This window comes from Amycolatopsis sp. lyj-346 (assembly GCF_046548975.1).
Classification (GTDB): Bacteria; Actinomycetota; Actinomycetes; order Mycobacteriales; family Pseudonocardiaceae; genus Amycolatopsis.
This window is the reverse complement of the sequence record NZ_JAJPWT010000008.1, coordinates 51,984-76,481: the sequence shown is the minus strand read 5'-3', so window position 1 is coordinate 76,481 and position 24,498 is coordinate 51,984. Positions and strand designations below refer to the sequence as shown.

The 24,498-nt window shown below is 70.1% G+C and carries 14 protein-coding genes; 9 read left to right on the top strand and 5 right to left on the bottom strand.

What is annotated here, in order from left to right:
- Positions 1-57 precede the first annotated feature (57 nt).
- Entirely contained in the window at positions 58-2,853 is a 2,796-nt protein-coding gene (locus ACLJQE_RS24065; protein WP_410641588.1) for a beta-galactosidase, read from the bottom strand.
- A 234-nt stretch (positions 2,854-3,087) separates the two neighbouring features.
- On the opposite strand from ACLJQE_RS24065, the gene ACLJQE_RS24060 reads away from it, so the two are divergent.
- Positions 3,088-3,828, top strand: a complete 741-nt coding sequence (locus ACLJQE_RS24060; protein WP_410641587.1) for a hypothetical protein — start codon at positions 3,088-3,090, stop codon at positions 3,826-3,828.
- 63 nt (positions 3,829-3,891) lie between these two features.
- Here the strand turns inward: ACLJQE_RS24060 and ACLJQE_RS24055 are convergent, their stop codons facing one another.
- Positions 3,892-4,956, bottom strand: a complete 1,065-nt coding sequence (locus ACLJQE_RS24055; protein ID WP_410641586.1) for a family 43 glycosylhydrolase — start codon at positions 4,954-4,956, stop codon at positions 3,892-3,894.
- A 521-nt stretch (positions 4,957-5,477) separates the two neighbouring features.
- On the opposite strand from ACLJQE_RS24055, the gene ACLJQE_RS24050 reads away from it, so the two are divergent.
- The 4 genes from ACLJQE_RS24050 (at position 5,478) to ACLJQE_RS24035 (ending at position 11,308) form a co-directional block, all read left to right on the top strand.
- The gene (locus ACLJQE_RS24050) at positions 5,478-6,356 is read left to right on the top strand and encodes an alpha/beta hydrolase family protein (protein ID WP_410641585.1); all 879 of its coding nucleotides are present in this window, start codon (positions 5,478-5,480) and stop codon (positions 6,354-6,356) included.
- A 77-nt stretch (positions 6,357-6,433) separates the two neighbouring features.
- Complete coding sequence (locus ACLJQE_RS24045; RefSeq protein ID WP_410641584.1) at positions 6,434-7,873, top strand: cellulase family glycosylhydrolase; 1,440 nt, start codon at positions 6,434-6,436, stop codon at positions 7,871-7,873.
- Positions 7,874-7,916: 43 nt separating this feature from the next.
- Positions 7,917-8,267 (top strand): ricin-type beta-trefoil lectin domain protein, encoded by a 351-nt coding sequence (locus tag ACLJQE_RS24040; RefSeq protein WP_410641583.1) that lies wholly within the window; start codon positions 7,917-7,919, stop codon positions 8,265-8,267.
- Between the two features lie 77 nt (positions 8,268-8,344).
- Complete coding sequence (locus ACLJQE_RS24035) at positions 8,345-11,308, top strand: glycosyl hydrolase 115 family protein (RefSeq protein WP_410641582.1); 2,964 nt, start codon at positions 8,345-8,347, stop codon at positions 11,306-11,308.
- A gap of 57 nt (positions 11,309-11,365) precedes the next feature.
- On the opposite strand, the gene ACLJQE_RS24030 is transcribed toward ACLJQE_RS24035, so the two are convergent.
- Entirely contained in the window at positions 11,366-12,970 is a 1,605-nt protein-coding gene (locus ACLJQE_RS24030; protein ID WP_410641581.1) for a carboxylesterase/lipase family protein, read from the bottom strand.
- Positions 12,971-13,309: 339 nt separating this feature from the next.
- On the opposite strand from ACLJQE_RS24030, the gene ACLJQE_RS24025 reads away from it, so the two are divergent.
- The 4 genes from ACLJQE_RS24025 (at position 13,310) to ACLJQE_RS24010 (ending at position 21,618) form a co-directional block, all read left to right on the top strand.
- Positions 13,310-14,332, top strand: a complete 1,023-nt coding sequence (locus tag ACLJQE_RS24025; RefSeq protein ID WP_410641580.1) for an alpha/beta fold hydrolase — start codon at positions 13,310-13,312, stop codon at positions 14,330-14,332.
- A gap of 360 nt (positions 14,333-14,692) precedes the next feature.
- Entirely contained in the window at positions 14,693-17,095 is a 2,403-nt protein-coding gene (locus ACLJQE_RS24020) for a glycosyl hydrolase family 95 catalytic domain-containing protein (RefSeq protein ID WP_410641579.1), read from the top strand.
- Between the two features lie 254 nt (positions 17,096-17,349).
- Positions 17,350-20,229: a glycosyl hydrolase family 95 catalytic domain-containing protein gene (locus ACLJQE_RS24015; protein ID WP_410641578.1), complete on the top strand. Its 2,880-nt coding sequence runs from the start codon at positions 17,350-17,352 to the stop codon at positions 20,227-20,229.
- 63 nt (positions 20,230-20,292) lie between these two features.
- Positions 20,293-21,618, top strand: a complete 1,326-nt coding sequence (locus tag ACLJQE_RS24010; protein WP_410641577.1) for an amidohydrolase family protein — start codon at positions 20,293-20,295, stop codon at positions 21,616-21,618.
- A gap of 50 nt (positions 21,619-21,668) precedes the next feature.
- On the opposite strand, the gene ACLJQE_RS24005 is transcribed toward ACLJQE_RS24010, so the two are convergent.
- Together ACLJQE_RS24005 and ACLJQE_RS24000 are read right to left on the bottom strand one after the other, a co-directional pair.
- Positions 21,669-23,237 (bottom strand): alkaline phosphatase D family protein, encoded by a 1,569-nt coding sequence (locus ACLJQE_RS24005; protein ID WP_410641576.1) that lies wholly within the window; start codon positions 23,235-23,237, stop codon positions 21,669-21,671.
- Between the two features lie 265 nt (positions 23,238-23,502).
- Positions 23,503-24,489: a hypothetical protein gene (locus ACLJQE_RS24000; RefSeq protein WP_410641575.1), complete on the bottom strand. Its 987-nt coding sequence runs from the start codon at positions 24,487-24,489 to the stop codon at positions 23,503-23,505.
- Positions 24,490-24,498 lie beyond the last annotated feature (9 nt).

Genomic DNA, 24,498 nt, shown 5'->3' with positions numbered 1-24,498 from the left:
CCGGACCTGACGCCTCCCGGTGCGGCAACCTCCGGACCGGCTCTGCGCCGGTGCCGCCTACCGGGCGGCACCGGTCCAGTGGTTCCCCAGCTGCACCAAGCTCACCGGCACCGGGCTCCCCGGCCCGCCTTCGGCCGCGACGACCGCCAAGGTCACCGTGTTCGCCGGCTTCAGGATCCCGTTCGGCAGCACGAAGTCGCGCTGCGGGCCACCGCTGACGTACTGCCCCATGTTCCACCCGTTCAGGAACACGAACACCCGGTAGTCACCGGCTCTCTCGCCGAACCTGAGCGCCACGGAGACGTCCTGGTCCTTCGGCGTGTCCAGCCGGAAACCGGTCCGGTACCAGGACACCCCCGGCTCGGTGGTGGCCGGCGGCCGGTCCCACCGGCCGTGCCCGCCCGGCAGGTGCCACCCCTGGCGCTCGCCGTAGAGGCCGCCCGCGTTCAGCGGACCGCGTTCGGCGTCGGGGACGGCGCCCCGGATCTTCCAGGAGATCTTCGCGTCGCCGACCACCGCGCCGAAGAGCCCGCGCGGCTGCTTGAAGCGCGTGTCGTCGGCCGTCCAGTCGTCGTTGTGCCCCATGTTGGTCACCAGCACCGACAGGCGGGCCGGTTTGCCCTTCACCAGTGCCCCTTCCGGGACCGGGAAGTCGCCGCGCCCGGGGTCGGGGTTCACCGGGGCTTCCGAATCGGCCTGCGTACCGCCTGCGGCGGAGCCGAGGTAACGGCCGTCGAGCCACACCTGGTAGCTTCCGCGCTTGCCGGTGATGGCGTTCAGCGACACCGTCTTCTCGGTCCCGTCCGGGACGAAGTCGCCGCGGTACCAGACGTTGCCGTAGTGGTACCCGTACTCGTCGGAGTAGAGCACCGGCAGCGTCTTCGGCTTGATCGGGCTCGCGGTCGTGGTCTTGTCCGCGACCGTCCAGCCCTCCTCGCCGGTGGCGGGCGGCTCGGCCCGGTAGCGCCAGTCCGCCAGCGCGGGCAGGGTCACCGCACGCGGTCCCGGCAGGGCGCCCAGCAACGAGCCGCTCGGCGTGCGCCGGGTGTCGACGGTCCGGCCGCCGACGACCAGGCGCCGCGCCGGGGCGAAGACCTCCACGTCACCCGGCGCGTCCGTGTCCGCCCGCAGGACCAGCCGGTCACCGGCCAGCCGGGCTTCGCGCGCCACCGACGTTCCCCGGACCAGCACGGGCCCGGCCTCGGTGTCCAGCCGCCAGAACCGGGCGGCCGTCTCGTCCGTGCCGAGCAGGAGCAGCACCGGCGGCCGTCCGCCGCCGGACACGAGCACCCTGGCCAGCCCGGTGTGGGTGTAGTCGAGGCGCAGGTCCTTGCCGTCGAACGAGCTGCGCACGTCGCCTTCGAGCACCTGGACGGACGGCGCCGACGCGTACCGCAGCACCGTCGTCCCCTGCTCGCCTTCGCGCCCGTAGAGCACCGCGACGTCCCGGCCGCCGGTGGCCACGTGCGTCAGGATCTCGGAAGTCGAATACACCAGCCGCTGCCGGCCGAGGTCGTACCCGGCGACCAGGATCTTGGCGTCCCGCCCGCCGACCCGGACCGGCACCCGGTAGTCGCCGTCCGGAGTCGACCAGTCCAGGGTCGTCGCCAGGTCGGTGTCCGCGCGCCGGTCCGCGTGCCGGACGAGGACGAACTGCGTCCGGGTGTCCGGGTTCGCCCGTGCCTGGGTGAACACGGCCGTGTCGGCGGGCGTCGGCGCCGCGGCGGGGTCGGTCTTGGTCAGCGGCGCCACGGTCGTCATGAAGTAGGCCTGGCGCTTGAACTCGTCGTACTTCGTGGTGAGCCCGCGCGGCTCGGTGATCGCCGCGCCGTAGTCGTAGGACGTGTAGACGTCGTTGGGTTGCGGCAGCCAGCCCCACGACGTGCCGCCGTAGAGCATGTAGTAGCCGAACATGGTCGCGCCGCTGCCGATGACGTTCGACTTGTAGTAGACCTTCATGTAGTCCGGCCCGGTCAGCTCGCGGCACTTCTCGTAGCCCACGTTGTTGAGGTCGATCGCGCCCGCCTGGTACTCGGCGGCGTAGACCGGGGCGTCTTCGCGCAACCGCCGCGTGACCCCCTCGCCCCAACTGCCCCAGGTACCCGGGTCGGGGCAGTTGAACGACTGCGGGTAGTCGTCGACGCCGGGGATCTGGACGGCACCCTGCCCGGACGACCAGTTCGCCAGGTCGGCGTTGCAGCAGTTGTTGTGCACGATCGGCACGTCGATCCCGTCGGCCCTCGCCTTCTGCTGGAGCTGGTCCATGTAGGCCGGGTCGACGTTGACGGCGTACTCGTTCTCCACGTTGTAGGCGATCACCGAGCCGCCGCGGGTGACCTGGTGGCGCGCCAGGATCGGGTTGATCCGGCTGAGCCATTCGCGGTAGGCGGCGGTGTAGCCGGGGTCGCTCGACCGCGCGCGCCCGTCGACGGTCTTGAGCCAGGCCGGGAAGCCGCCACCGGTGGTCTCGGCGTTGATGTACGGCCCGGGCCGCGCGACCACGTAGAGACCGAGCTCCTCGGTCATCCTCAGCAGCCGCTCGACGTCCCGGACCCCGCTGAAGTCGTACACCCCGGGCGACGGCGAGTGGTATCCCCAGTGGAAGTACAGCGAGACGCCGGTGAACCCGGCCGCCCGGATCTTCTCCAGGACGTCGCGCCACTGCTGCGGGCTGGGCAGCCGGAAGTAGTGGAACTCCCCGGACCACAGCATGACCCGCCGGCCGTCGACGGTGAGCGAATACCGGTCGTAGCCGACGTGGTGCGCCCCCGCGGCGGCCGTCGACACGCCCGGCGTCGCACCGGGTGCGACAACCAGGCCCAGCAACATCAGGAAAGCGACGAAGATCCTCATGGGTACCTTTCCTCGTCGAGGCGCTTCCGGGCCCGGCCGGTCGAAGTGCTTCCCCCGAACGGTAGGGCCGCGTCACCGGTCCACGCAACGCCTTGACCACGCACGATAAATCCCTTTAGGGTCGAGTTGTTTTCCTTTGGCCATCGACAATGTCGACTGCGGCCGTCGATCTCGTTCGACTGCGGCATTGCGGCCGTTCCGAACGGAGGCGTGATTCGCTTGAAAAGATCCGCAGTGACCGCGTTCGTCGCCGCGATGGCCCTTGCCGCGTCACCGGCCACGGCAGCCGGGCACGACAGCACCCTGTTCCGGGAGAACTTCGATCGCCTGCCTCTCGGCCAGGTCGCCCACGGTCCCGGCTGGACCACCGACGCCGCCGACGGCACCCTGACCATCGAACCGAGCCGGACCGGACACGGCCGGGAACTGCACATCCGCACCGCCGGCAACGGCCGCGCCTTCCTCGTGATCCCGGCACTGGCCGCACCCGGCAACAGTTTCTGGGTTCGCGCGCGCCTTCGGGTGGCGGAATTCCCCACCGCCCCGGACTGGGCCCACTGGACCGTCGCCGAAGCCTCCGGTTCCGGCTCCCCGACCCTGGTCCGCCCGCTCGGCGGCCAGTACGTACCGAGCTCCGGCGCGAACTTCTTCGGCGTGGGGTCGGACCTGGGCCCCACCGGTGACTGGACCGCCTGGCAGACATCCGCCCCCGCCGTCGCCGGGCGCTGGCGCTGCGTCGAGTTCCACCTCGACGCGACCGACAACCGTGTCACGGTGTACCTGGACGGCGTCGAACAGACCGCCCTCACCGTCTCGACGAAGCAACACGGCGGAGCACCGGGCGACTTCGTCTTCCCGGACTTCACCACCCTCAAGCTGGGCTGGCAGCTCTACCAGCCCAACCCGGCCCCCGCCTCCTACGACGTCCGGCTCGACGACCTGACCGTGAGCACCCGTCGCATCGGCCCGCGCTGATCGGTTCGGCAACAGGTGGGACACCCTTTGCCACGGGCGTCCCACCTGGTGCCGCAAAGGACGTTACGAGTCGCCGGAGGGACCCGCGATCGAGGTTCCGGTCCGGACCGGGACACCGAGGTTCGGTGAGCCGTCCGAGTTCCAGCCGATCTTCTGGGCCCGCGTGGTGCGGGTGGTGCCACAGCCCTGGCCGGCCGAGGAGTTCGCGTGGTAGACGACCCAGGTTTCGGTGTTGTCGGGCGACCTGACGAAGGAGGCGTGGCCCGGTCCGTAGACGCCGTTGGCGTCACTGCGCTGGAAGATGGGCGTGGACTTCTTCGTCCACGAGCCGGGCAGCATCGGGTCGCCACCGGTCCAGGTCAGCATGCCGAGCTTGTAGTCAGGCGTCTGGCAGAAGCTCGCCGAGTACGTCAGGAAGGTCTTTCCGGCGTTGTAGACGGCGTAAGGTCCCTCGTTGACCGGCATGCCCTGCCGCTCCCACGACAGCGTCGGGGACGAGATCCGGACGCCGTTGCGGGAGACCTGGGTCGGCGACGACATCGGGGCGATGAACAGCCCCTGTTCCCCACCGCGGAACGCGGAGTAGACGAAGTGGTTCGCGCGGCCTTCGAACCGGACCACGCTGCCGTCGATCGCCCACCCGTTATTGGGCTCCAGGTTGAGGATTCCCCGATAGGTGTACGGCCCCATCGGGTCCGTGCCGGAGCTCTCCAGCACGCCGGTCCGGCGCTCACCCTGGCCCGGCGACGCCTCCGCCGAGAAGTACAGGTACCACCGGTTGTTGATCCACTGCAGGTCCGGCGCCCACATCGTGCAGCAGCCGGGCCCGGCGGTCAGGGTGAACACCGTCTGCTCCGCCGCGGTCTTCAGGCCGGCCATGGTGGACGACTTGCGCATGATGATCTTCGAGGACCACGTCGTGGCCACGTAGTACCAGTTGCCGCCGCTGTACACGATCGAAGGGTCCGCGCTGTTGGGCGCGCCCACGAGGGGGTTGGTGAACGACGGACCGGGCGCGGCGAGCGCCGGCGAGGCGGAGACGGCGGTACCCACGACGGACGCGAGCACGGCCGCGACGGCGAGGGTGAGCAGCCGCCGCGCCGATTTGCCCCTTTTTTGCACGAACATCGGGTTCCTTTCCGGAAGATGTGCGAATGGCGTCGCCCGCTCGAGCATCTGGCGGTGCGGCGCCGGCGGGCAGCGAGTGCCTTCCCCATCACCGATGGGCCCAAGCAGGCGAGGAGCCGACAACGCCGACCTGGGACCTGAGCGATGTGAACGCTAACAGGCCACTACTTGCCCGCTCAAGAGCGGATCCGTCGCCGGTGTCCCGGAGCACGGGGACAAGTCGACCGGCTCTTCACCTCGGGCGCGCCCGGATCTTCTCCACCCCTGCCAGATTCGAACCGTTCGACAGTTTGTGGCTGACCTCGCTGAACAAATCCGGGACTGTGCACGATCACAGAAATCCCCGCCGCGAGTCTTGCGCCTGCCTCTGCCTTGCGGTTCCATCATCACCAGAACCGAACGTAGTCACCTGCGTACGCTCTCGGTCTCATTCGGTTTCCCGCACCTGGAGACAGTAAGCGCTTTCCCCGGCGCCGCGCGCGATGTCCCGAAGACCACGAGAGGACCGACGATCCATGACCATGCAACGACGTTCCTTCCTGCGTGCCGGCGCGGCCGGCGCGGCGGGCCTCGGTCTCGGGCTGCTCGGCGCGGGACCGGCACTCGCCACCGTCACCCCGCTGGGCGCGCCGGCCACGACGTTCGCCGTGGGCGTCCGCCAGTACAACTGGATGCGCGGCAACCGCCGGATCACCACCTCCGTCTACTACCCCGCCAAGGGCACGCCCGGCGGCAACCCCGTCACCAACGCACCCGTCGCCGACGGCGTGTTCCCCGTCTGCGAGTACACCCATGGCCTCGGCGGCAGCCCGCAGGGCGCACTGGCGATCATCCGGCCCATGGCCGCGGCGGGCTTCATCGTGCCAGGACCGCACTTCGGCAGCGCCGGCATCGGCGACACCTACAACGGCAACCTCGGCCGGGACGTCTCCGAGGTCATCACCCGGACCTTGGCGCTCAACACGGCCAACGACCCGTTGCGAGGCCACATCAACACCACGGCAGGCGTAGGCGCGTACGGCCACTCGATGGGCGGCATGACCACGCACTCCCTGCTCACCATCGCACCGGACCCGCGGATCACCGCCGCGATCCCCCTGGCCTGTGTGGACATGGGCAACCCGGCCGCTTCGGTCAAGGCCAAGGTCCTGTTCGTCCACGGCGACCGGGACAACACCTGCCCCTACTCCTCCGCCCGCCAGGCCTACCAGGAACTGCCGCGCCCCAAGGCGTTCCTCACCTTCCGCGGCGGGGACCACGGCAACTACTTCGGCGACTCCCGTACCCGCACCACGATCGTCGACTGGATGCGCTGGGGCCTGTACGCCGACACCGTCGCCCGTGACCGCCTCCGCACCGATGCCTCCTCGAGCGGCACCACCTGGGAGGCAGAGCTCTGATGCCGGGAAGAGTCAGAAACCGCCGCCCCGCGCTCGCCGCGTTGGCCGCCGTGGGGTCCATCGCGTGCACAACACTGATGGCGGTAGCGGGCGGGTCGTGGGCGAGTGACGCGAGCGCGGCGGGCGCTTTCGCGTGCCGGGTCGGCTACACGGCCAACGACTGGGGCAGTGGGTTCGGCGCCACGGTGACCATCGACAACCTCGGTTCATCGTCGGTCAGCGGCTGGTCCCTCACCTACACCTACGCCGGCAACCAGACCTTGCAGAACGGCTGGAACGGCACCTGGTCCCAGTCGGGCAAGCGGGTCACCGTGACCAACCTGAGCTGGAACGAAACCGTCCCGGCGGGCGGCAGCGTCAGCGCGGGCGCGAATTTCTCCTACCGCGGCACCAATGCCAAGCCGACGGACTTCGCCGTCAACGGCGCCGCGTGCACCGGCACCGCCCCGACGACGACCACCACCACGACAACCACTCCGCCGGTCGACGGTGCCGCGCCGGCACTGCGTGTCTCCGGCAACAAGATCGTCACCGCGGAAGGCACGCCGTACCGGCTGCTGGGCGTGAGCCGCTCCGGCGGCGAGTTCGCCTGCGTGCAGGGCAAGGGCATGTGGGACGGTCCGGTGGACCAGGCGTCGGTGGACGCGATGAAGACCTGGAACATCCACACCGTGCGGATCCCGTTGAACGAGGAGTGCTGGCTGGGCATCAACGGCTCCCCCGGCGGCGCCACCTACCAGCAGAACGTCAAGGACTACGTGGATCGGCTGGTGGCGAACGGCATCACCGTGATCCTCGACCTGCACTGGACCTGGGGCGCCTACCCGAACGGGCCGGACTGGCACTGCAAGGACGAGCACGCGACGTGCCAGAAACCGATGCCGGACGCACGGTACGCCCCGCAGTTCTGGGCCGGCGTCGCCACCGCGTTCAAGGGCAACAACGCCGTCGTCTTCGACCTGTTCAACGAGCCGTACCCGGAGATCGCCAGCGACTGGGACAAGACCCTGGGCTGGCAGTGCTGGCGGGACGGGGGCACCTGCACCGGCCTTCCCTACGAAACCGCCGGAATGCAGGACCTGGTCGACGCGGTGCGGGACACCGGCGCGACCAACGTCCTCCTGCTGGGCGGCCTGGAGTGGGCCAACGACATGCGGGAGTGGCTGATCCACAAGCCGATCGATCCGCTGAACAACATCGCGGCGTCCTGGCACGCCTACAGCTTCAACGCCTGCGCCACCGAATCCTGCTGGGACAGCCAGATCGCCCCGCTCGCCCAGCAGGTCCCGATCGTGCTCGGCGAGTTCGGCCAGGACAACTGCGGCTTCGACTACATGCAGCGGTTGGTGGACTGGGCCGACGCGCACTCCCTGAGCTACCTCGCGTGGACCTGGAACCCGTGGGGCTGCAGCACCGGCGCCGTGCTCATCAAGGACTGGAACGGCACCCCCGAGCCCGGCGTCGGCGTGGGCTTCAAGGCCCACCTGCTCAGCCAAAACCCCGACGGAACACCGTAACCGTACGTCCCGAGAGGGCACCTGCCGTGGAGGGAAGACAACTATGCGACCACCTACGCGAAGGCCACCCCGATCCTCAAAGGCTTCCAGAACCTGGGCGCCCACACGATCCGGTTCGGCATCAACCCGGAAACCACCTCCTCGTCCTGGTGGCGCCGTCTCCAACCGATGCCTCGACGTACCCGGAGCGGCCACCACCAACGGCACCCTCCTGAACATCTGGAACTGCCACAACGGCGCCAACCAGCAATGGAACCTCACCACCGACGGAACCGTCGCCGGCCGGGAATCCGGGCTCTGCCTGAGCGTCACCGGGGCGGGCACCGCGAACGGGACCGGAGTGGAACTGCGGGCGTGCAGCGGCGCCGGCAACCAGAAGTGGACCCGGAACTGACCGTCACCTGCCCCAATAGATGCCGTGGACCGTCCGCGCCAAGCAGCCAAGCAGCCAAGCAGCCCAAGGGGACTTTCGTGATCGCAACGCCGCCGGGCCCTCCGAGTGAGTACACATCCGGGCACTCCCGCCGGTCGTTCCTGCGGGGGCTGGCCGCGGTGGGGGCGCTGCCGCTGACGCCGACCGCGGCAGGCTTGCTCGCCGCCGAGCCGGCCTCCGCCGCGGGCGACGGCTTTCCCCTGGTCGCCGGGGGCGTCGCCGCCGACGTGTTCGTGGACGCGGCCGACGACGGAGCCGTCCGGCGGATGACGCGTGACCTGCAGGCGGACATCGAGCGGGTCAGCGGCGTGCGGCCCACCCTGACGAACAGCACTGCCGGGCTGTCCCGCACGGCGGTGCTGATCGGCACGATCGGCCGCAGCCCGGTCATCGACAAGCTCGTCGCGTCCGGCCGCCTCGACGTCTCCGAGGTGGCCGGGCGCTGGGAGGCGTCGGTGACCCAGGTCGTCGACGCGCCGATCCCCGGGGTCGACCGCGCGCTGGTCGTCGCCGGCAGCGACCGGCGCGGCACCATCTACGGCGGCTACGACCTGTCCGAACGCCTCGGCGTCTCGCCGTGGTACTGGTGGGCCGACGTGCCGGTGCCGCGCCGCGACACCGTGACCCTCCCGCCGGCGACGGAGAAGCGGCGTGAGCCGGCGATCCGGTACCGCGGCATCTTCCTCAACGACGAGGACAACCTGTCGCAGTGGGCGTACCGGACGGAAGAGCCCGGCAAGCACATCGGGCCGGTCACCTACGCCCGGATCTTCGAGCTGATGCTGCGGCTCAAGGCGAACTACCTGTGGCCGGCCATGCACCCCGAATCGGACCACTTCAACAAGTACCCCGAGAACGCACGCCTGGCCGACGAGTACGGCATCGTCGTCGGCTCCAGCCACCCGGAGGCGTTGCTGCGCAACAACGTGCACGAGTGGCAGCCGTGGGCGGAGGCGCACCGCAACCCGGACGGCAGCCTCCCGGCGTACGACTACACGGTCAACCCGGAGACGATCCTCGACTACTGGCGCGCCCGGGTGAAAGCCAACGCCCGGTACGAAAGCGTCTGGACCGTGGGCATGCGCGGCATCCACGATTCGGGCCTGGTCACCAAGAACGCCAAGACCACGGCCGAGCGGGTCGCGGTGATGAACGACATCATCACCCGGCAGCGCCGGATCCTGGCGGAGGAGGTCGGCCCGGCGGCCGGTGCCGTGCCGCAGATCTTCATCCCGTACAAGGAGGTGCTCGACCTCTACAACGCCGGGGTGCGGGTGCCCGACGACGTGACGCTGATCTGGCCGGACGACAACCACGGCAACATGCGGCAGCTGCCCACGGCGGCCGAGCGGCAGCGGCCCGGCGGCAACGGCCTGTACTACCACATTTCCTACTGGGGAGCGCCGAAGAGCTACCTGTGGCTGGACACCACGGCGCCGGCCAAGATCTGGCAGGAGCTGCGCCGGGCGTACGACAACGGGGTCCGCCACACCTGGATCGTCAACGTCGGCGACCTGAAGTCGCAGGAGGCCGGGCTGTCGTTCGCGATGGCGCTCGCCTGGGACGTCGACCGGTGGCGCGCGGAGGACGTGCAACCCCGGCTGGCCGAGTGGGCCGGTCGCCAGTTCGGCGCCGCGCACGCCCAGGAGATCGCCGAGATCCGGCGGGGCTACCACGAGCTGGCCGCGGCCCGCCGGCCCGAGTTCATCCAGAGCGGGGTCTTCTCCCTCGTCCACCACGGCGACGAGGCGGACCGGCGGATGCAGGCGTACCGCAGCCTGATCGGCCGCGCCGAGGCCGTGGGCCGGCAGCTGCCGCCGTCCTACCAGGACGCCTTTTTCGAGCTGCTGCTGTACCCGCTGACCGGGGCGTACCTGATGAACTTGAAGTTCGTGTGCGCCGACCGCAACGCGCTCGCCGTCAAGCAGGGCCGCGGGGCCGGCGTGAACGTCTTCGCCGACCTCGCCGAGCGGGCCCAGGCCGACGAGGAAGCCCTGACCCGCCGCTACAACACCGCGATCGCCGGGGGCAAGTGGAAGGAGATCATCAACCCGTACCCGGCCAACGTCCCCAAGGCCCCGCGGGTGCCCGCCGTGACCAGACGCACCCGGACCGGCGCCGTGGGTCTCGGCGTGGCCGCCGAGGGCAACGAAACCGGCGTCACCCGGCCCCTGACGTTCTCCTCCTACACCCGGAACCGGCGGTTCATCGACATCTTCAACACCGGTTTCGCCCCGCTGTCCTGGCAGGCGTCCCCCAGCCACCCCTGGGTGCGGATCAGCACCAGCGCCGGGACCACCCCGGACCAGGCGCGGATCTGGGTCAGCGTCGACTGGGCCGCGGCCCCGCCCGGCGCCGTCAGCCCGCAGGTGCGCATCACCGGCGCGGGCACCACGGTGACCGTGCCGCTGCAGGTCGCCAACGACGGCGCGCGGGGCCGGGCCACGGCGACCGGTTTCGTCGAGGCACACGGCTACGTGTCGATCGAGGCCGAGCACCACGACCGGCTGGTGCCACGGTCCGGGGCGACCTGGCAACCGGTTCCCGGCCTCGGCCGCTCCGGCGCCGCCGTCATCGGCGCGCCGTTCACCGCGGCACGCATCGACGGCGACAGCCGGACCCTGGCTCCCGAACTCCAGTACAACGTCCGCTTCACCACGGCCGGCACCTTCCCGGTCACCGTGTACCGGCTGCCGTCCCTGGACGAACGCGGCACCCGCCGGCTCGCCATCGGCCTCGATTCCGGCAACCCGATCCTGCTCAAGGGAACAGGAGTCACCTCCGCCACCGACGCGTGGTCGCGCAACGTCGTCGAGGGCATCGAGAAACTGACCGCGAGCATCACCGTGGACCGGCCGGGCGAACACGTCCTCAAGCTGTGGATGGTCGACCCGGCGAACGCCGTCGACCAGATCGTCATCGACACCGGCGGGCTGCCGGCCACCTACCTCGCCCCGCCGGAAAGCTTCCACCCCGTCTTCAACCCCCACCCCGGGCGGTGATGGACGCAACGCAGATTGACGCATGTGACACCCCGGGGTCGATATCGTTGTGGCGGGTCAGATCCGGTTCCAGAACGTGCAGTGGTGGTCGGTGGCGAACGGCGTCGGCGCGATCGCGTCCGCGGCCAGGCCGAGCACGGACGTCGACGTGGCGTGGGTCGGCGCCCACGTGGGCAAGCCCGGGGTGTTCGGGTCGCCGCGGTGGGCGAAGGTGGTCCAGTAGGCGATCATGGCTCGGCTCAGCCGACGTTGCGGCGGCGTCATGTCGTCCAGGTCGGGATACTGGCTGCGCGGGATCGAGGTGTCCAACAGGAACGGCAGGTCCCAGCCGTGGTAGGCGCCGTAGGGAAGGTCGCCCAGGAACTGCCCGGAGCTCTCGGTGAGCTCGTAGGCGTAGACCGGGGCGTGCCGGGCGGCCGTCCGGGCGGTCGCGAGCACCGGGCAACTGCCGATCCCGCCGCCCCAATCGGTGAGCACCGTGGCCAGCGCGAGTGCGGGGTGGGCGAAGGCCTCGGCGGGATACTTCCCGAGCACGGCTTCGGCGTCGGCGCCGAACGCGGTGCGGATCATGGCGGCGTAGCCGTCTGCGGTCAGATCGGGGTACCGGCCGAGCACGAACGCACGCATCTCGTCGTGGGTGCTGCCCACCAGCAGAGGTACGCCGGCGGCGGATCCGTGCCGGATGGCGTCGATCGGCTGCCACGGCAGGTACGGCGTGCCGGCGACCGGTCCCCACGGGTCGTCCCGGCGCTCGCCGGTGACCGGCCTGCCGGGATCGACCAGCTTCACCAGCAGATCCGCGACCGAGACGCCACGCAGGCAGGCGGCGGTGCCGCCCGGGGCACCGGCGTCGGCGCAACCGAGCGTGCCGACGGCCTGGGCGCCCTTGCGATCGGCGACCGCCTTGGTCATCACCGGGTTGGCGCACGCACCGCTCTGCACGATCGCCCGCTGGAACAGCCCGCGCGACCCGGGTGAGGCCAGGTGGGTGCAGACGCTGCGCGCGCCCGCGGACTGACCGGCCAGGACCACCAGGTTCGGGTGCCCGCCGAACGCGGCGGCGTTGCGGCGGACCCAGCGCAGCGCTTCGGCTTGGTCGAGCAGGCCGTAGTTGCCCGAGACCGTGCCCTCGGCGTCGAGGGCGTTCGAGGAGAGGAAGCCCAGCGCACCGAGGCGGAAGTTGACGGTGACCACGACGACGTCGCCGCCGGTGGCCAGGCGGGCGCCGTCGTACTCGGAGGCCGCGCCGGAGCCGAGGTTTCCGCCGTGAAGCCAGACGACCACCGGCAGGCGACCGGGGCGGCTGGGGCGGGCCGGGGCGACGACGTCGAGGTAGAGGCAGTTCTCGCTGCCCACGAGGATCGGGTTGAACTCCTCGTCGCGGCCGACCTGGGGGCACCTGTCGGCCGGGGTGGTGGCGTCCCGGACCCCGGTCCACGGCCGCGGCGGTACGGGGGCCGTCCAGCGCCGGTCACCGACCGGCGGGTTGGCGTACGGGATGCCCGAGAAGCGGACGACACCGTCGCCTGTCTCGCCGCGGACATAGCCACCGTCGGTGCGCACGAGCGTGGGATCGTGGCCGAGTGGATCAGCCGCGGCCGTGACCACGGGCGTGAGCGTGGTGAGCACCAGGGCGAGCACGATCACCAGACGACGTTTCATCGGGACTCCTCCGTTGACGGCGGTGTTCAGCTTGACCGCGATCGGATCACCCAGTCGGTGTGCCGGGTGGTCAGGTCCACGATCCCGGTGCGCCCGCCGCCGGGCATCTGCTGACGGTCGTATCCTCAAGTACGTCAACGCATGGACGACCTCTCCTCAGCTACGTCCGGGGGCGCAGTGGTCCGCCGCGCTTCCCGGCGGATGCACGGGGACGCCTCGCCGGGGCATTCTTCGGGCACGAAGGCGAATTGAGAGGGGCGGAGCATGTCACGGATCAGCAGGAGGCGGTTGCTCGCAACGGGCGCGGGGACGGTGGCGGCACTCGCCGCGAGTTCCGCAGTGCCCCTCAACGCAAAGCCGGGTTCCGCGGTCACCGGCCGGGGTGTGATCCGGCACCGGACCGTCCGGACCAACGGCATCGACATGTACCTCTCAGAGGCGGGCAAGGGACCCACCGTGCTGCTGCTGCACGGCTTTCCCGAACTCGGTTACTCCTGGCGGCACCAGCTCCCCGCATTGGCCGCGGCCGGTTTCCACGCTGTCGCCCCGGATCTGCGTGGGTACGGCCGCACGGACGCGCCCGCCGGTGTCCAGAGCAACAGTCTGCGCACCAACCTCGCGGACCTGACCGGGCTGCTCGACGCGCTCGGCGCGCCGAGCGCCGCAGTCGTCGGCCACGACCAGGGCACCGGCTTGGCGTGGGCGGGCGCCGAATTGCTCCCCGAACGGTTTCCGGTGGTGGTCGCGCTGGGCGCGGGCTACACCGCACGCTACCCCAAGCCCCCGACCCAGGTGTTCCGCGAGAGCAACCCCGGAAAGTTCAACGTCGTGCTGTACTTCCAGGAACCGGGTGTGGCGGAGGCCGAACTGAACGCGGATGTGGCTCGCACGCTCCGGATGACGCTGTACGCCCTGTCCGGCCAGGCGCCGCCGGACCTCGTGCCGCGCTGGCTCACCGGCACCCCGGAGGGTTCCGGTTTCCTCGATCCGCTGCCCGACCCCGGCCCGCCGCCGCTCTGGTCGGACTGGCTCGGTGCCGCCGAGTTCGGCCACTACGTCAGGGAGTTCGGGCGGACCGGTTTCGGCGGGGCGATCTGGCGTTACCGTGCCTTCGACTTCGACTGGGCGGACCTGCCCGAGGTGGGTACGAAGCGGCTCACCCAGCCCGCGCTGTTCGTGACCGGCGACCTCGACTCCGCCTACCGCTTCGGCGGCATCGACGATATGCGCGCGCACGTACCGGGCCTGCGAGAGATCTCCATCCTGCCCGGCTGCGGTCACTGGACGCAGCAGGAACGCGCGCGCCAGGTCAACGAGCACCTCGTGCACTTCCTCAAGGCCGAGTACGCCCCTCCCCGTTGAACCACGGTCCACTCGCCAGCCAAGCCCGCACCGACCCCGGTGCTGCCCGCCTGCAGCCCGGCGAGCATCAGTGGCAGGGCGACGTTTCCTCGACCGGCAGCTGCCCGGGCCGGAAGACCCCTTCTACCGCAGCGAAGTAACGCTCGTCGAGCGGCAGCCGCGACCGTCGCCCAGCGAGTCGAACGTTGTCGAAATTGGTATGATGTATGCGCTTACTTCAGCCCCGATCGGACCAGTTGGTTCCCCTTGACGATAAATACATAGGATCTCTAACCTGAATCTTCCTGTCGTCCAGTGAAGAACACGGGTGGGGCGGACATGCGCGTTCGAGGGCAAGCACCACGGCGGACTGCCGTAGCCGTGAGTGTGGCGATGGCGTTCGCCCTGGTCAGCGCCGCGGGAGCCGACGCTGACCACCGCGGCCGAGGCGCCGAGCCCGGCCTCGCGGCGGCGGACAAGGCGTTGACCCTGTGGTACGACGAACCGGCGACCGACTGGGAGAGCCGGTCGCTGCCCATCGGCAGCGGCGCGCTGGGAGCCTCGGTGTTCGGCGGCGTGCAGCACGAACAGCTGCAGTTCAACGAAAAGACGCTGTGGACCGGCGGCCCGGGCGTCGCCGGGTACAACTCCGGCAACTGGACCTCGCCCCGGCCGGACGCGATCAAGCAGGTGCAGGACAAGATCGCCGCCGACGGCCAGGCCGATCCCGAGTGGGTCGCCTCGGTCCTCGGCCAGCCCAAGACCGGGTTCGGGGCCTACCAGAACTTCGGCGAGCTGCGCATCTCGCAGCCGAACGCCCCGGCCGACGTCACCGGCTACCGGCGCGGCCTCGACATCGCGAACGCGACCGCGAGCGTCGCCTACACCTCGAGCGGCACGACGTTCACGAGGGAATACTTCGCCTCCGCAGCCGACAACGCCATCGTCGGCCGGTTCACCGCGAGCAAGCGCAAGCAGCTGAGCTTCACCGTGTCCGTGACCACGCCGGACAACCGCTCGCACACGACCACCGCCGAGAACGGCCGGATCACCTTGTCCGGCAGGCTGACCGACAACAAGCTGCGGTTCGAGTCGCAGGTGCAGGTCCGCACCGTCGGCGGCACCCGCACCGACAACGCCGACGGCACGGTCACCGTAGCCGGCGCGGACGAGGTGGTCCTGGTCCTCTCCGCGGGCACGGACTACGCCCCGGCGTACCCCGCCTACCGCGGCACGGACCCGCACGCCGCGGTCACCCGGCGGGTCGGCACCGCCGCCGCCAAGCCGTACCCCGCCCTGCGTGCCCGGCACCTCGCCGACTACACGAAGCTGTTCGACCGCGTCTCGCTGAACATCGGCCAGCAGATGCCGGATCTGCCGACCGACGACGTGCTCACGGCGTACCGCACCGGAACCCTCGCTCCGGCCCGGCGCAAGGCGCTGGAAGTCCTGTACTTCCAATACGGCCGCTACCTGCTGATCAGCTCATCGCGCGCCGGCTCGCTGCCCGCCAACCTGCAGGGCGTGTGGAACAACTCCACGTCCCCGCCGTGGAGTGCCGACTACCACGTGAACATCAACCTGCAGATGAACTACTGGCCCGCCGAGATCACCAACCTCGGCGAGACGACCACGCCCCTGTTCGACTACGTCGATTCGCTGGTCGCCCCCGGCAAGGTGACCGCGCGGCAGATCTACGGCAACCGCGGCTGGGTGGTCAACAACGAGACCAACCCCTTCGGCTTCACCGGGCTGCACGACTGGCCCACCGCGTTCTGGATGCCCGAAGCCGGCGCCTGGCTGGCCCAGCACCACTACGACCACTACCTGTTCACCAAGGACGAGAAGTTCCTGCGCGAGCGCGCGTACCCGATCATGAAGTCACTCACCGAGTTCTGGGCCGACGAGCTCGTGCCCGACCCGCGCGACGGCAAGCTCGTGGTGACCCCGAGCTTCTCCCCCGAACAGGGCCCGTTCTCCGCCGGGGCGTCGATCTCCCAGCAGATCGTGTGGGACCTGTTCACCAACACCCGGGCGGCCGCCCGCACCCTCGGCGACACCGCGGCGGTCCGCTCCACCGGCGACATCCTGGCCAGGCTCGACCCGGGCCTGCGGATCGGCAGCTGGGGCCAGCTGCAGGAGTGGAAGTCCGACTGGGACGACCCGGACAACACCCACCGGCACGTCTCGCACCTGTTCGCCCTGCACCCCGGACACCAGATCTCCGCGCGCACCAACCCGGAACTGGCCGACGCGGCCAAGGTTTCGCTGACCGCCCGCGGCGACGGTGGCACCGGCTGGAGCAAGGCCTGGAAGATCAATTTCTGGGCCAGGCTGCTCGACGGCGACCACGCCCACCTGATGCTCGAAGAACAGCTCAAGAACAGCACCCTGCCGAACCTGTGGGACACCCACCCGCCGTTCCAGATCGACGGCAACTTCGGCGCCACCTCCGGCGTGGCCGAAATGCTGCTGCAGAGCCAGAACGACGTCATCGACGTGCTCCCCGCCCTGCCGGCGGCCTGGGCCGACGGCGCGGTGAACGGGCTCAAGGCCCGCGGTGACGTCACCGTCGACACGCAGTGGGCAGGCGGCGCCCCGACCCGGATCACCTTGCGGCCGGGTCACTCCGGCGAACTGAAAGTCGGCAGCGACCTGTTCACCCGCCGGTTCCGCCTGGTGGACGCCGCCAGCGGCGCAGTGGTCCCCCACCGGCTCGACGGACGGACGATCACGTTCCGGGCGGCCGCGCACCACCAGTACGTCGCGGTTTCCGTGACGTGAGCGCGGGTCGCGGCCCACGGCCCGGCCGTCCCCGGCCGGCGTGACCTGAGGAAGCTCGGCGTCGCTGTGCCGATCCGGTCGGCCCGGACGGCGACCGGCTCACAAGACGTCATATCTTTTCCGACCAGAGAGGTCCATGCCTCTTACTCCTTGCCCCCGCATGCCGGTCGGATATGGGCTCTTCGGCGGTATCTGGGCCCGCTGACGTCTCCGGGTATGGACACCGACGAGACCAAGGGCCCAAAATCCATCACATGTCTTGGGATCGCAGGCGCTTCCTCACCGCCGCCGCGTTGACCGCCGGGGCCGCCGCCCTGCCCCGGGGGTTGCTGTCCGGCGCGGCGGCGGCCGTACCGCCGCAGATCGCGCTGCCCGAGCGCGGCATCCACGACACCGGCCCGGCCGCGTCCTGGACGGACGGCTTCCTGACCGGCAACGGTGAGTACGGCGCCACGTTGTACGGCGCGCCGGTACTGGAAAAGGTGATCTTCAACCACCATCGCCTCGTCCTGCCCAACGGCTCCCGATCGCTTACCCCGCCGGTGATTTCGGGACGCCTGCAGAGCGTCCGGGACAAGGCGCTCGCCGGTGACTACGCCGGGGCGAACCGGGACTTCGCGGCCGGCTGGTCGCTGCGCTGGACCCAGACCTACCACCCGGCGTACGAACTCCGGATCGCGACGCCCGCCATGACCACGACCAACGACTACGGCCGCGTGACCGACTTCCGCACCGGCGAGGTCACCACCGGCTGGACCGACAGCCACGGCACGTGGACCCGCCGGGCGTTCGTCTCCCGCGCCGACCGCGTGATCGTCCACGAGCTGACGCCGGCGCCCGGCCGGACGATCGACGCGACCCTGGGCGTGAACACAGCGTTGGACGGAGTGCCCGGCAGCGTGGGCTTCACGACCCGGGCCACCGCCGGCGGCGGTTCCGGTTACCTGAACCTGCGTGGCACCTATCCTTCCGGGCAGGGCGCGTTCGGCTACGAAGGCGTCACCCGCGTCGTCCCGACCGGCGGCACCGTCTCCGCCGGCGGAGCCACCATTGTCGTGTCCGGAGCGTCGCGGTTGCTGTTGCTCACCAAGCTCGACCGGTACGAAACGCCGAACGCGTGGGACTCCCAGCCGCTGCACGCGGCGCTGGCCGCGGTCGGCACCGACTACACCGCACTGCTTTCCCGGCACACCGCGATCCACACCGCCTGGTACGACCGCTCCCGGCTCGACCTCGGCGTCTCCGCCGCCGACCGGGGACTGCCGATCAGCGAGCTGCTCACCCGGCAGAACAACCACAAGAGCGTCATCGACATCGCGTTGCTCGAGCGGCTCTACGACTCGGGGCGATACCTCTTCATCAGCTCCAGCGGGATCTTGCCGCCGCGGCTGACGGGGATCTGGACCGGCACGTGGACCGGCGCCTGGGCCGACGACTTCACCACCGACGCCAACATCAACCTCCAGGTCGCCGGCGGCAACATCCTGGACACGCCCGAGGCCATGCAGGGGTACTTCACCCTCGTCCTCGGCCAGCTCGCCCACTGGCGGACCAACGCGCGGAACCTCTACGGCGCCCGTGGCTTCCTCGCCCCGTCCCGCACCGACGGCGAGTACGGCCACATGCTCCACTTCGACGCCGGGTTCCCCGGCCAGACCTGGACCGGCGGCGCCGACTGGTTGCTCTACCCGCTCGTCGAGTACTGGGAGGTCACCGGCGACCAGGCGTTCCTGCGGGACAAGCTGGGCCCCGCGCTCATGGAACTGGCGCTGTTCTACGAGGACTTCCTGACCCGGACCGACTCCAGCGGCAAGGTCGTGTTCGTCCCGTCCTTCTCGATGGAGAACGCGCCCGGCAACACCCGCGTGCTCCTGTCCGTCAATGCCACCGGCGACATCATGGCCGGCAAGCACGCGCTGCAGGCCGCCATCTCCGCGGCCACCGCGCTCGGCGTGGAACAGGGCAGCGGCCAGGGCGTCCAGCGCTGGACGGCGCTGCTCGGGAAACTGCCCGCATACCGGATCAACGGCGACAACGCCCTGGCGGAGTGGTCCTGGCCGAGCCTCAACGACAACTACAACCACCGGCACGTCCACCACCTGTACGGCGCCTGGCCGCTGCACGAGATCAACCCCGAGACCCGCCCCGAGCTGATCGCACCCGCGCTGCGGGCACTGGAACTCCGCGGCGACGAAAATCTGTCCGCCCACGGGAGCCTGCACCGGGCGCTGGCCGCCGCCCGGCTCAAGGACGGCGTGAAGGTTTACGCCAACCTCCGCAAGATCATCGGCAACACCATGATCCACCGGTCGCTGATGACATCGCACAACCCCAACCTGGAGACCTACAACGCCGACGCCGCCCACGCGATACCCGCTGTGCTGGCCGAGGCGTTGCTCTACTCCCGGCCCGGCGTGCTGGAGATCCTCCCGGCCCTGCCCGGGCAACTGGCCAAGGGCTCGATCACCGGCGTCCGAGCACGTGGCCGTATCCGGGTCCACAGCCTCGGCTGGGACCTGTCCGCCCGCACGGCCACACTGTCCGTCACGTCGGCCATCGACCAGGACGTCACGCTGATCAGCCGCCGGGGCATGACGTCGGTGACCACAGCCGCGCCCGTCACCACCTCGCCCCTCGGCACCTACGCAAGAGTGGTGTCCCTGACCGCCAACCAGCGCACCGACATCACCGTCTCCCTGTCCCCGCCCTCGCAAAGCGGGTACGTCAGGGTGGTCAACCGGCGCAGCGGCAAGGTTCTCGACGTCACCGGCAACGGAACCGCCGACGGCGTCAAGGTCGTCCAGTGGACCTGGTCCGGCGGAGCCAACCAGCAGTGGCAGCGTCTGTCCAATCCGGACGGATCGATCCGTCTGGTCAACCGCAACAGCGGCCGGCTGCTCGACAGCCCGGCCGGCGCCGGCCAAGGCACCCAGCTGGACCAGGCGCAGGACACCGGCACCGACAACCAGTGGTGGAAGCTCGCCGACACCGGTGACGGCTACCACCGGCTCGTCAACGTCCGCACCGGCCTCTGCGCGGACGTGGAAGGCGGCTCGGCGAACGACGGCGCCCGGGTGATCGCGTGGGCCGCCAACACCGGCACCAACCAGCAGTGGCAGATCGTCGACGCCTGACCCCGACCGCAGCCGGCGTTCACGCGAGGCGTATCCAACGTACCGCAACGAAAAGGATTCACGATGGAGAAGCGACTCGTGCTGGAGGCCGGCTGGGTGTTGCCGATGGACGCGAAACTCGACGTCATCCGGAACGGCGCGGTGGCGATCGAGGGAAACCAGATCGTCGAAGTGGGTCCGGCGGGCGATGTCATCGGGGACGAGATCCGGCGGTTTCCCCGACACGTTCTGCTTCCCGGGATCGTGAACGCGCACACGCACGTCGCCGGCGCGATCTTCCGCGGGCAACTGGAGGACCGGCCCGACAATTTCTACGGTTACGCGATGCCGATGGAGAAACACCTGGACGCCGACGCCATCCACGTGCTCAGCCGACTGGGGATCGCCGAATTGCTGCTGTCCGGCTGCACGACGATGAACGACATGTTCCACCACGCCGCCGAAACGGCCCACGCGGCGGCCGAAGCCGGCATCCGGGCGCAGATCGCCCACAAGACCTACGACGTCGACCTGCCCGGCATCGGGCAGGGCCGGCGAGATTATTCACCGGAAAGAGGCGAGCGCAAGCTCGGCCAGAACGTCGAGCTGTACGAGAAGTGGAACGGCGCCGCCGACGGCCGGATCGAGGTCAGGTTCGGCGCGCACGCCGCCGACACCTGTTCGCCGGGCCTGCATCGAGAAATTGTCACCGAGGCAAGGAAGAGAGGCGCCGGCATCCACACACACGTCGCGCAGGGCCGGTCGGAACACGAATACCTACGCGACCGTTACGGCCAGAGCTCGGTGCGGTTCCTTGAAGACAACGGCGTTCTCGGCCGGTCGACGGTTGCCGTCCACCTGCTGTACGCCGACACCGGCGACGTCGAGATATTGCGGCGCACTGAAACACCGGCCGCTCATTGCCCGGGAAACGTCATCAAGTCGTCCGGGATGCTCGGTCCCATGAGTGAGGTTTATGCCGCCGGGCTCCGCGTCGGCTGGGGCACGGACTGGGTCACCATGGATCCCTGGGACGCGATGCGCGCCGGGATTTCAGGCCTGCGGCTACAAACCAACGACCATCTCGCTCTGAGTGCCCGCGAAGCGCTGCGGCTTTCCACCTCGGGAAGCGCCGATGCTCTCGGCCTGGCAGACCGCGTCGGATCACTCGAGCCGGGCAAGCGGGCCGACCTGATTCTCGTCGACATCGACCAGCCGCACCTGGCACCGCTGGCCGACCCATTCGGTGTCCTCGTCTACAACGCCAGCGGCCGGGACGTCACCCACGTCATGGTCGACGGTGCTTTCCTGGTCGCCGACCGCCGGCTCGCGTATGCCGACACCTCCGAACTCATCCGCGACGCCGAACTTGCCGCCACGCGTGTCTGGGCTGCCGGCCGGGTCTCCTGAAAGCGCTCGCGCCGTCGAACGGCTCGATCGAGCCGGGCCGGCACGGGTCCCTACCTCGGGGTGGCGCCGGCTTCGCCGTCGGTGATGACGAAGCTCGCGCGCGTGGTCACCGGGGCCCCGGGCCGGGAAACGTAGTCGACGACGCGGTAGTCGGCCGTCCACTCGGTACGGGTTACGACGTTGCGGACGTAACCGCGCTTGCGGTTGACGAACTTGATGTGCGGGTTCTCCCGCAACTGCACGGCATCGCCCGCGTTCTGGTCGACGCCGTCGCCACCCGAGGTGATCGACGTGCCCACCAGTTCGGTGCCCACGGTCACCGAAGCCGGGTTCGTGAAGTCGGCCTTGATGTCGGCGACGTAGCTCGCGTGCACGTCACCGGTGATCACCACCGGGTTGCTCGCCCTCGCCAGGTGGTCGCGGACGAGGTCGCGCTCGACCGGGTAGCTGTCCCACGCGTCGTCGCTGAAGCTCGTCGCCGGGCCCGCGGTGAAGTCGCGGGCGGAGAAGAACACCTGCTGGGCCAGGACGTTCCAGCGCGCGGTCCGGCCGGCCAGGTTCCGCAGCAGCCATTCCCGCTGCGCGGAGCCGAGGATCGTGCGGGCCGGGTCGAGCCGCTCCTCCGGCGTCACCTCCTGGTCGTCGCGGAACTGGCGGGTGTCGAGCAGGTGCACGTCGGCCAGGTCGCCGAAGGTCAGCCGCCGGTGGATCCGGATGTCCGGGCCCGACGGACGCTGGGCGCGCCGCAACGGCATGTGCTCGTAGTACGCCTGGAACGCGGCCGCACGGCGCTGCCGGAACACCGCCGGGTCCTGGTCGGGTTCGGTGTCGGGCTGGGAGATGTCGCCCGCCCAGTTGTTCTCCACTTCGTGGTCGTCGAACACGACCGCCCACGGGAAGGCCGCGTGGGCCGCCTGCAGGTCCGGGTCGCTCTTGTACTGGGCGAGCCGGGTGCGGTAGTCGGCGAGCGTCCAGACCTCGGCCGCCGGCGCGTGCGCACGGCCGATCGTGCCCTGCGCGCCCCCTTCGTAGATGTAGTCGCCGAGGAACGCGACGAGGTCGAGATCCTCCTCGGCCAGGTGCCGGTAAGCCGTGTAGAAGCCCTCCGGGTAGTTCTGGCAGCTGGCGAAGGCGAACGCGAACCGGTCGGTCCGCGCGCCCGGCCGCGGCGCGGTCTTGGTCCGGCCCACCGGGCTCAGCTCGCGGCCGGTCCGGAAACGGTAGAAGTACTCGGCTCCCGGCCGCAGCCCGGACACCTCGACGTGGACCGCATGCGCCTGCTCCGGGCGTGCCGGCGCGGCACCGGCCGCCACCACGCGGTGGAACCGCTCGTCCTCGGCGACCTGCCAGCTCACGGGCACCGGCCGGGCCGGCATGCCACCGTCGGCAGCCAGGGGTTCGGGCGCCAGCCGGGTCCACAGCACCACGCCGCCGGGCAGCGGGTCGCCCGACGCGACCCCCAGCGTGAAGGGCGCCCGGACCGGCGCGTGCCCCGCGCCTTCGGCGGCCGCGGCGGGGATGCCGGACAGCGCGGCGGCGCCGAGCACGGCGGTACCGGCCAGCAGGACCTGACGGCGGGACAGCGCCGGACCCGCGGCGGCGTCGAATGGACCAGCCATGTGTCACCTCTTCCGAAAAGACCGTTGCGGCCCGCACACGCTAAGTTCGCGGGATGACTACAGTGCGACATTTCGATGACCTGACGGTGTACACCCAGATGAGGTAGCGAACTCCCCTTCGAAGCAAAGAGTAACTGCGTCCGGCACGGGTGCCGGCACCCGTGCCGAAGCCGTTCTTCCTCGGCAGGTGGAACAGCACCAGCCCGCACCGGGTCGTCGACGACCCGAACCTGTGCGACCGCTGGTCACGCTGCAGGGCTGTGCGTCAACCCTGTCCGGCGTGGGGCGGGCTTCCTTCGGCCTGCAGCACCAGGGGAAGCTTGCTGGAACCCCAGTTGTAGAAGTACATCCGCCGCAGGTTGAACTCCCTGCCGTAGAGGCCGGCGAGGTAGAACCGGATCGCGTAGTCGGTGGAGCGCGCCGGGGACAACGGCTCCCTCAGCGGGATGTCGTAGACCGTGCCCGTGTTCCACAGCGGCGGGTGAACGCCGGCCGCGTGCATCGTCGCGTCGATCTCGCGCAGCAGCGGCACCAGCGTTTCCGGCGGGTCGGCCGCGTCCCGCTGGTACAGCTTCACGCCTGCGGCGTCACAGTGCTGGTAACCGCCGAGTTCGGCGAACCGCCGCAGGATTTCCCGGGCTTGGGGTTGCCAGAGCTGTCCCATCGAGGGACAGACGAGCGTGGCGTCCGGATCGTTCGACCGTACGATCTTCGCCGCCCGCCCGGTCATCTCCACCAGCCGCTCGACCGACCCCGAGTAGTACATGTGATGCGTGGCCTGCACCCACAGCTCGTAGGCGTGGAGCCTGCCCCGGTACCGGGACGCGAGGGCCTGGACGAAGCGATCCCAATCGGCGAGGTTCTCGGGCGCGCCGGTTCGCGAACCGTCGGTGTAGGCGCCCTTCGGCGAGCCCGGTGCCGCCCACCCCGGTGTGCCACCCAGGACGAACAGCGTGGGCAACCCGGCTTTCTCCGCGCCGTCCACCAGCCGGTCCAAGGTGGCCCAGTCGAACCGGTCGCGAGCCGGCTGCAGGTTCGCCCAGCGGGTCTGGCTGTCCCAGAAGCGCACACTGCCCATCCGGAACGCCGGCATGGTGCCGGTGGCGCTGTTCATGGTCACGCCGAACAGCTCCGGTGGCACCGGAACCGGCTGCGCCTGCCAGGCCGGCGCGGTGATCCGCGGGACATCCGTTCCGGCCGGGGTGCCGGAGGTCGCGACGAAAACCATGAGCAGCACGACCGCGACCGCCACCCAGCCGCG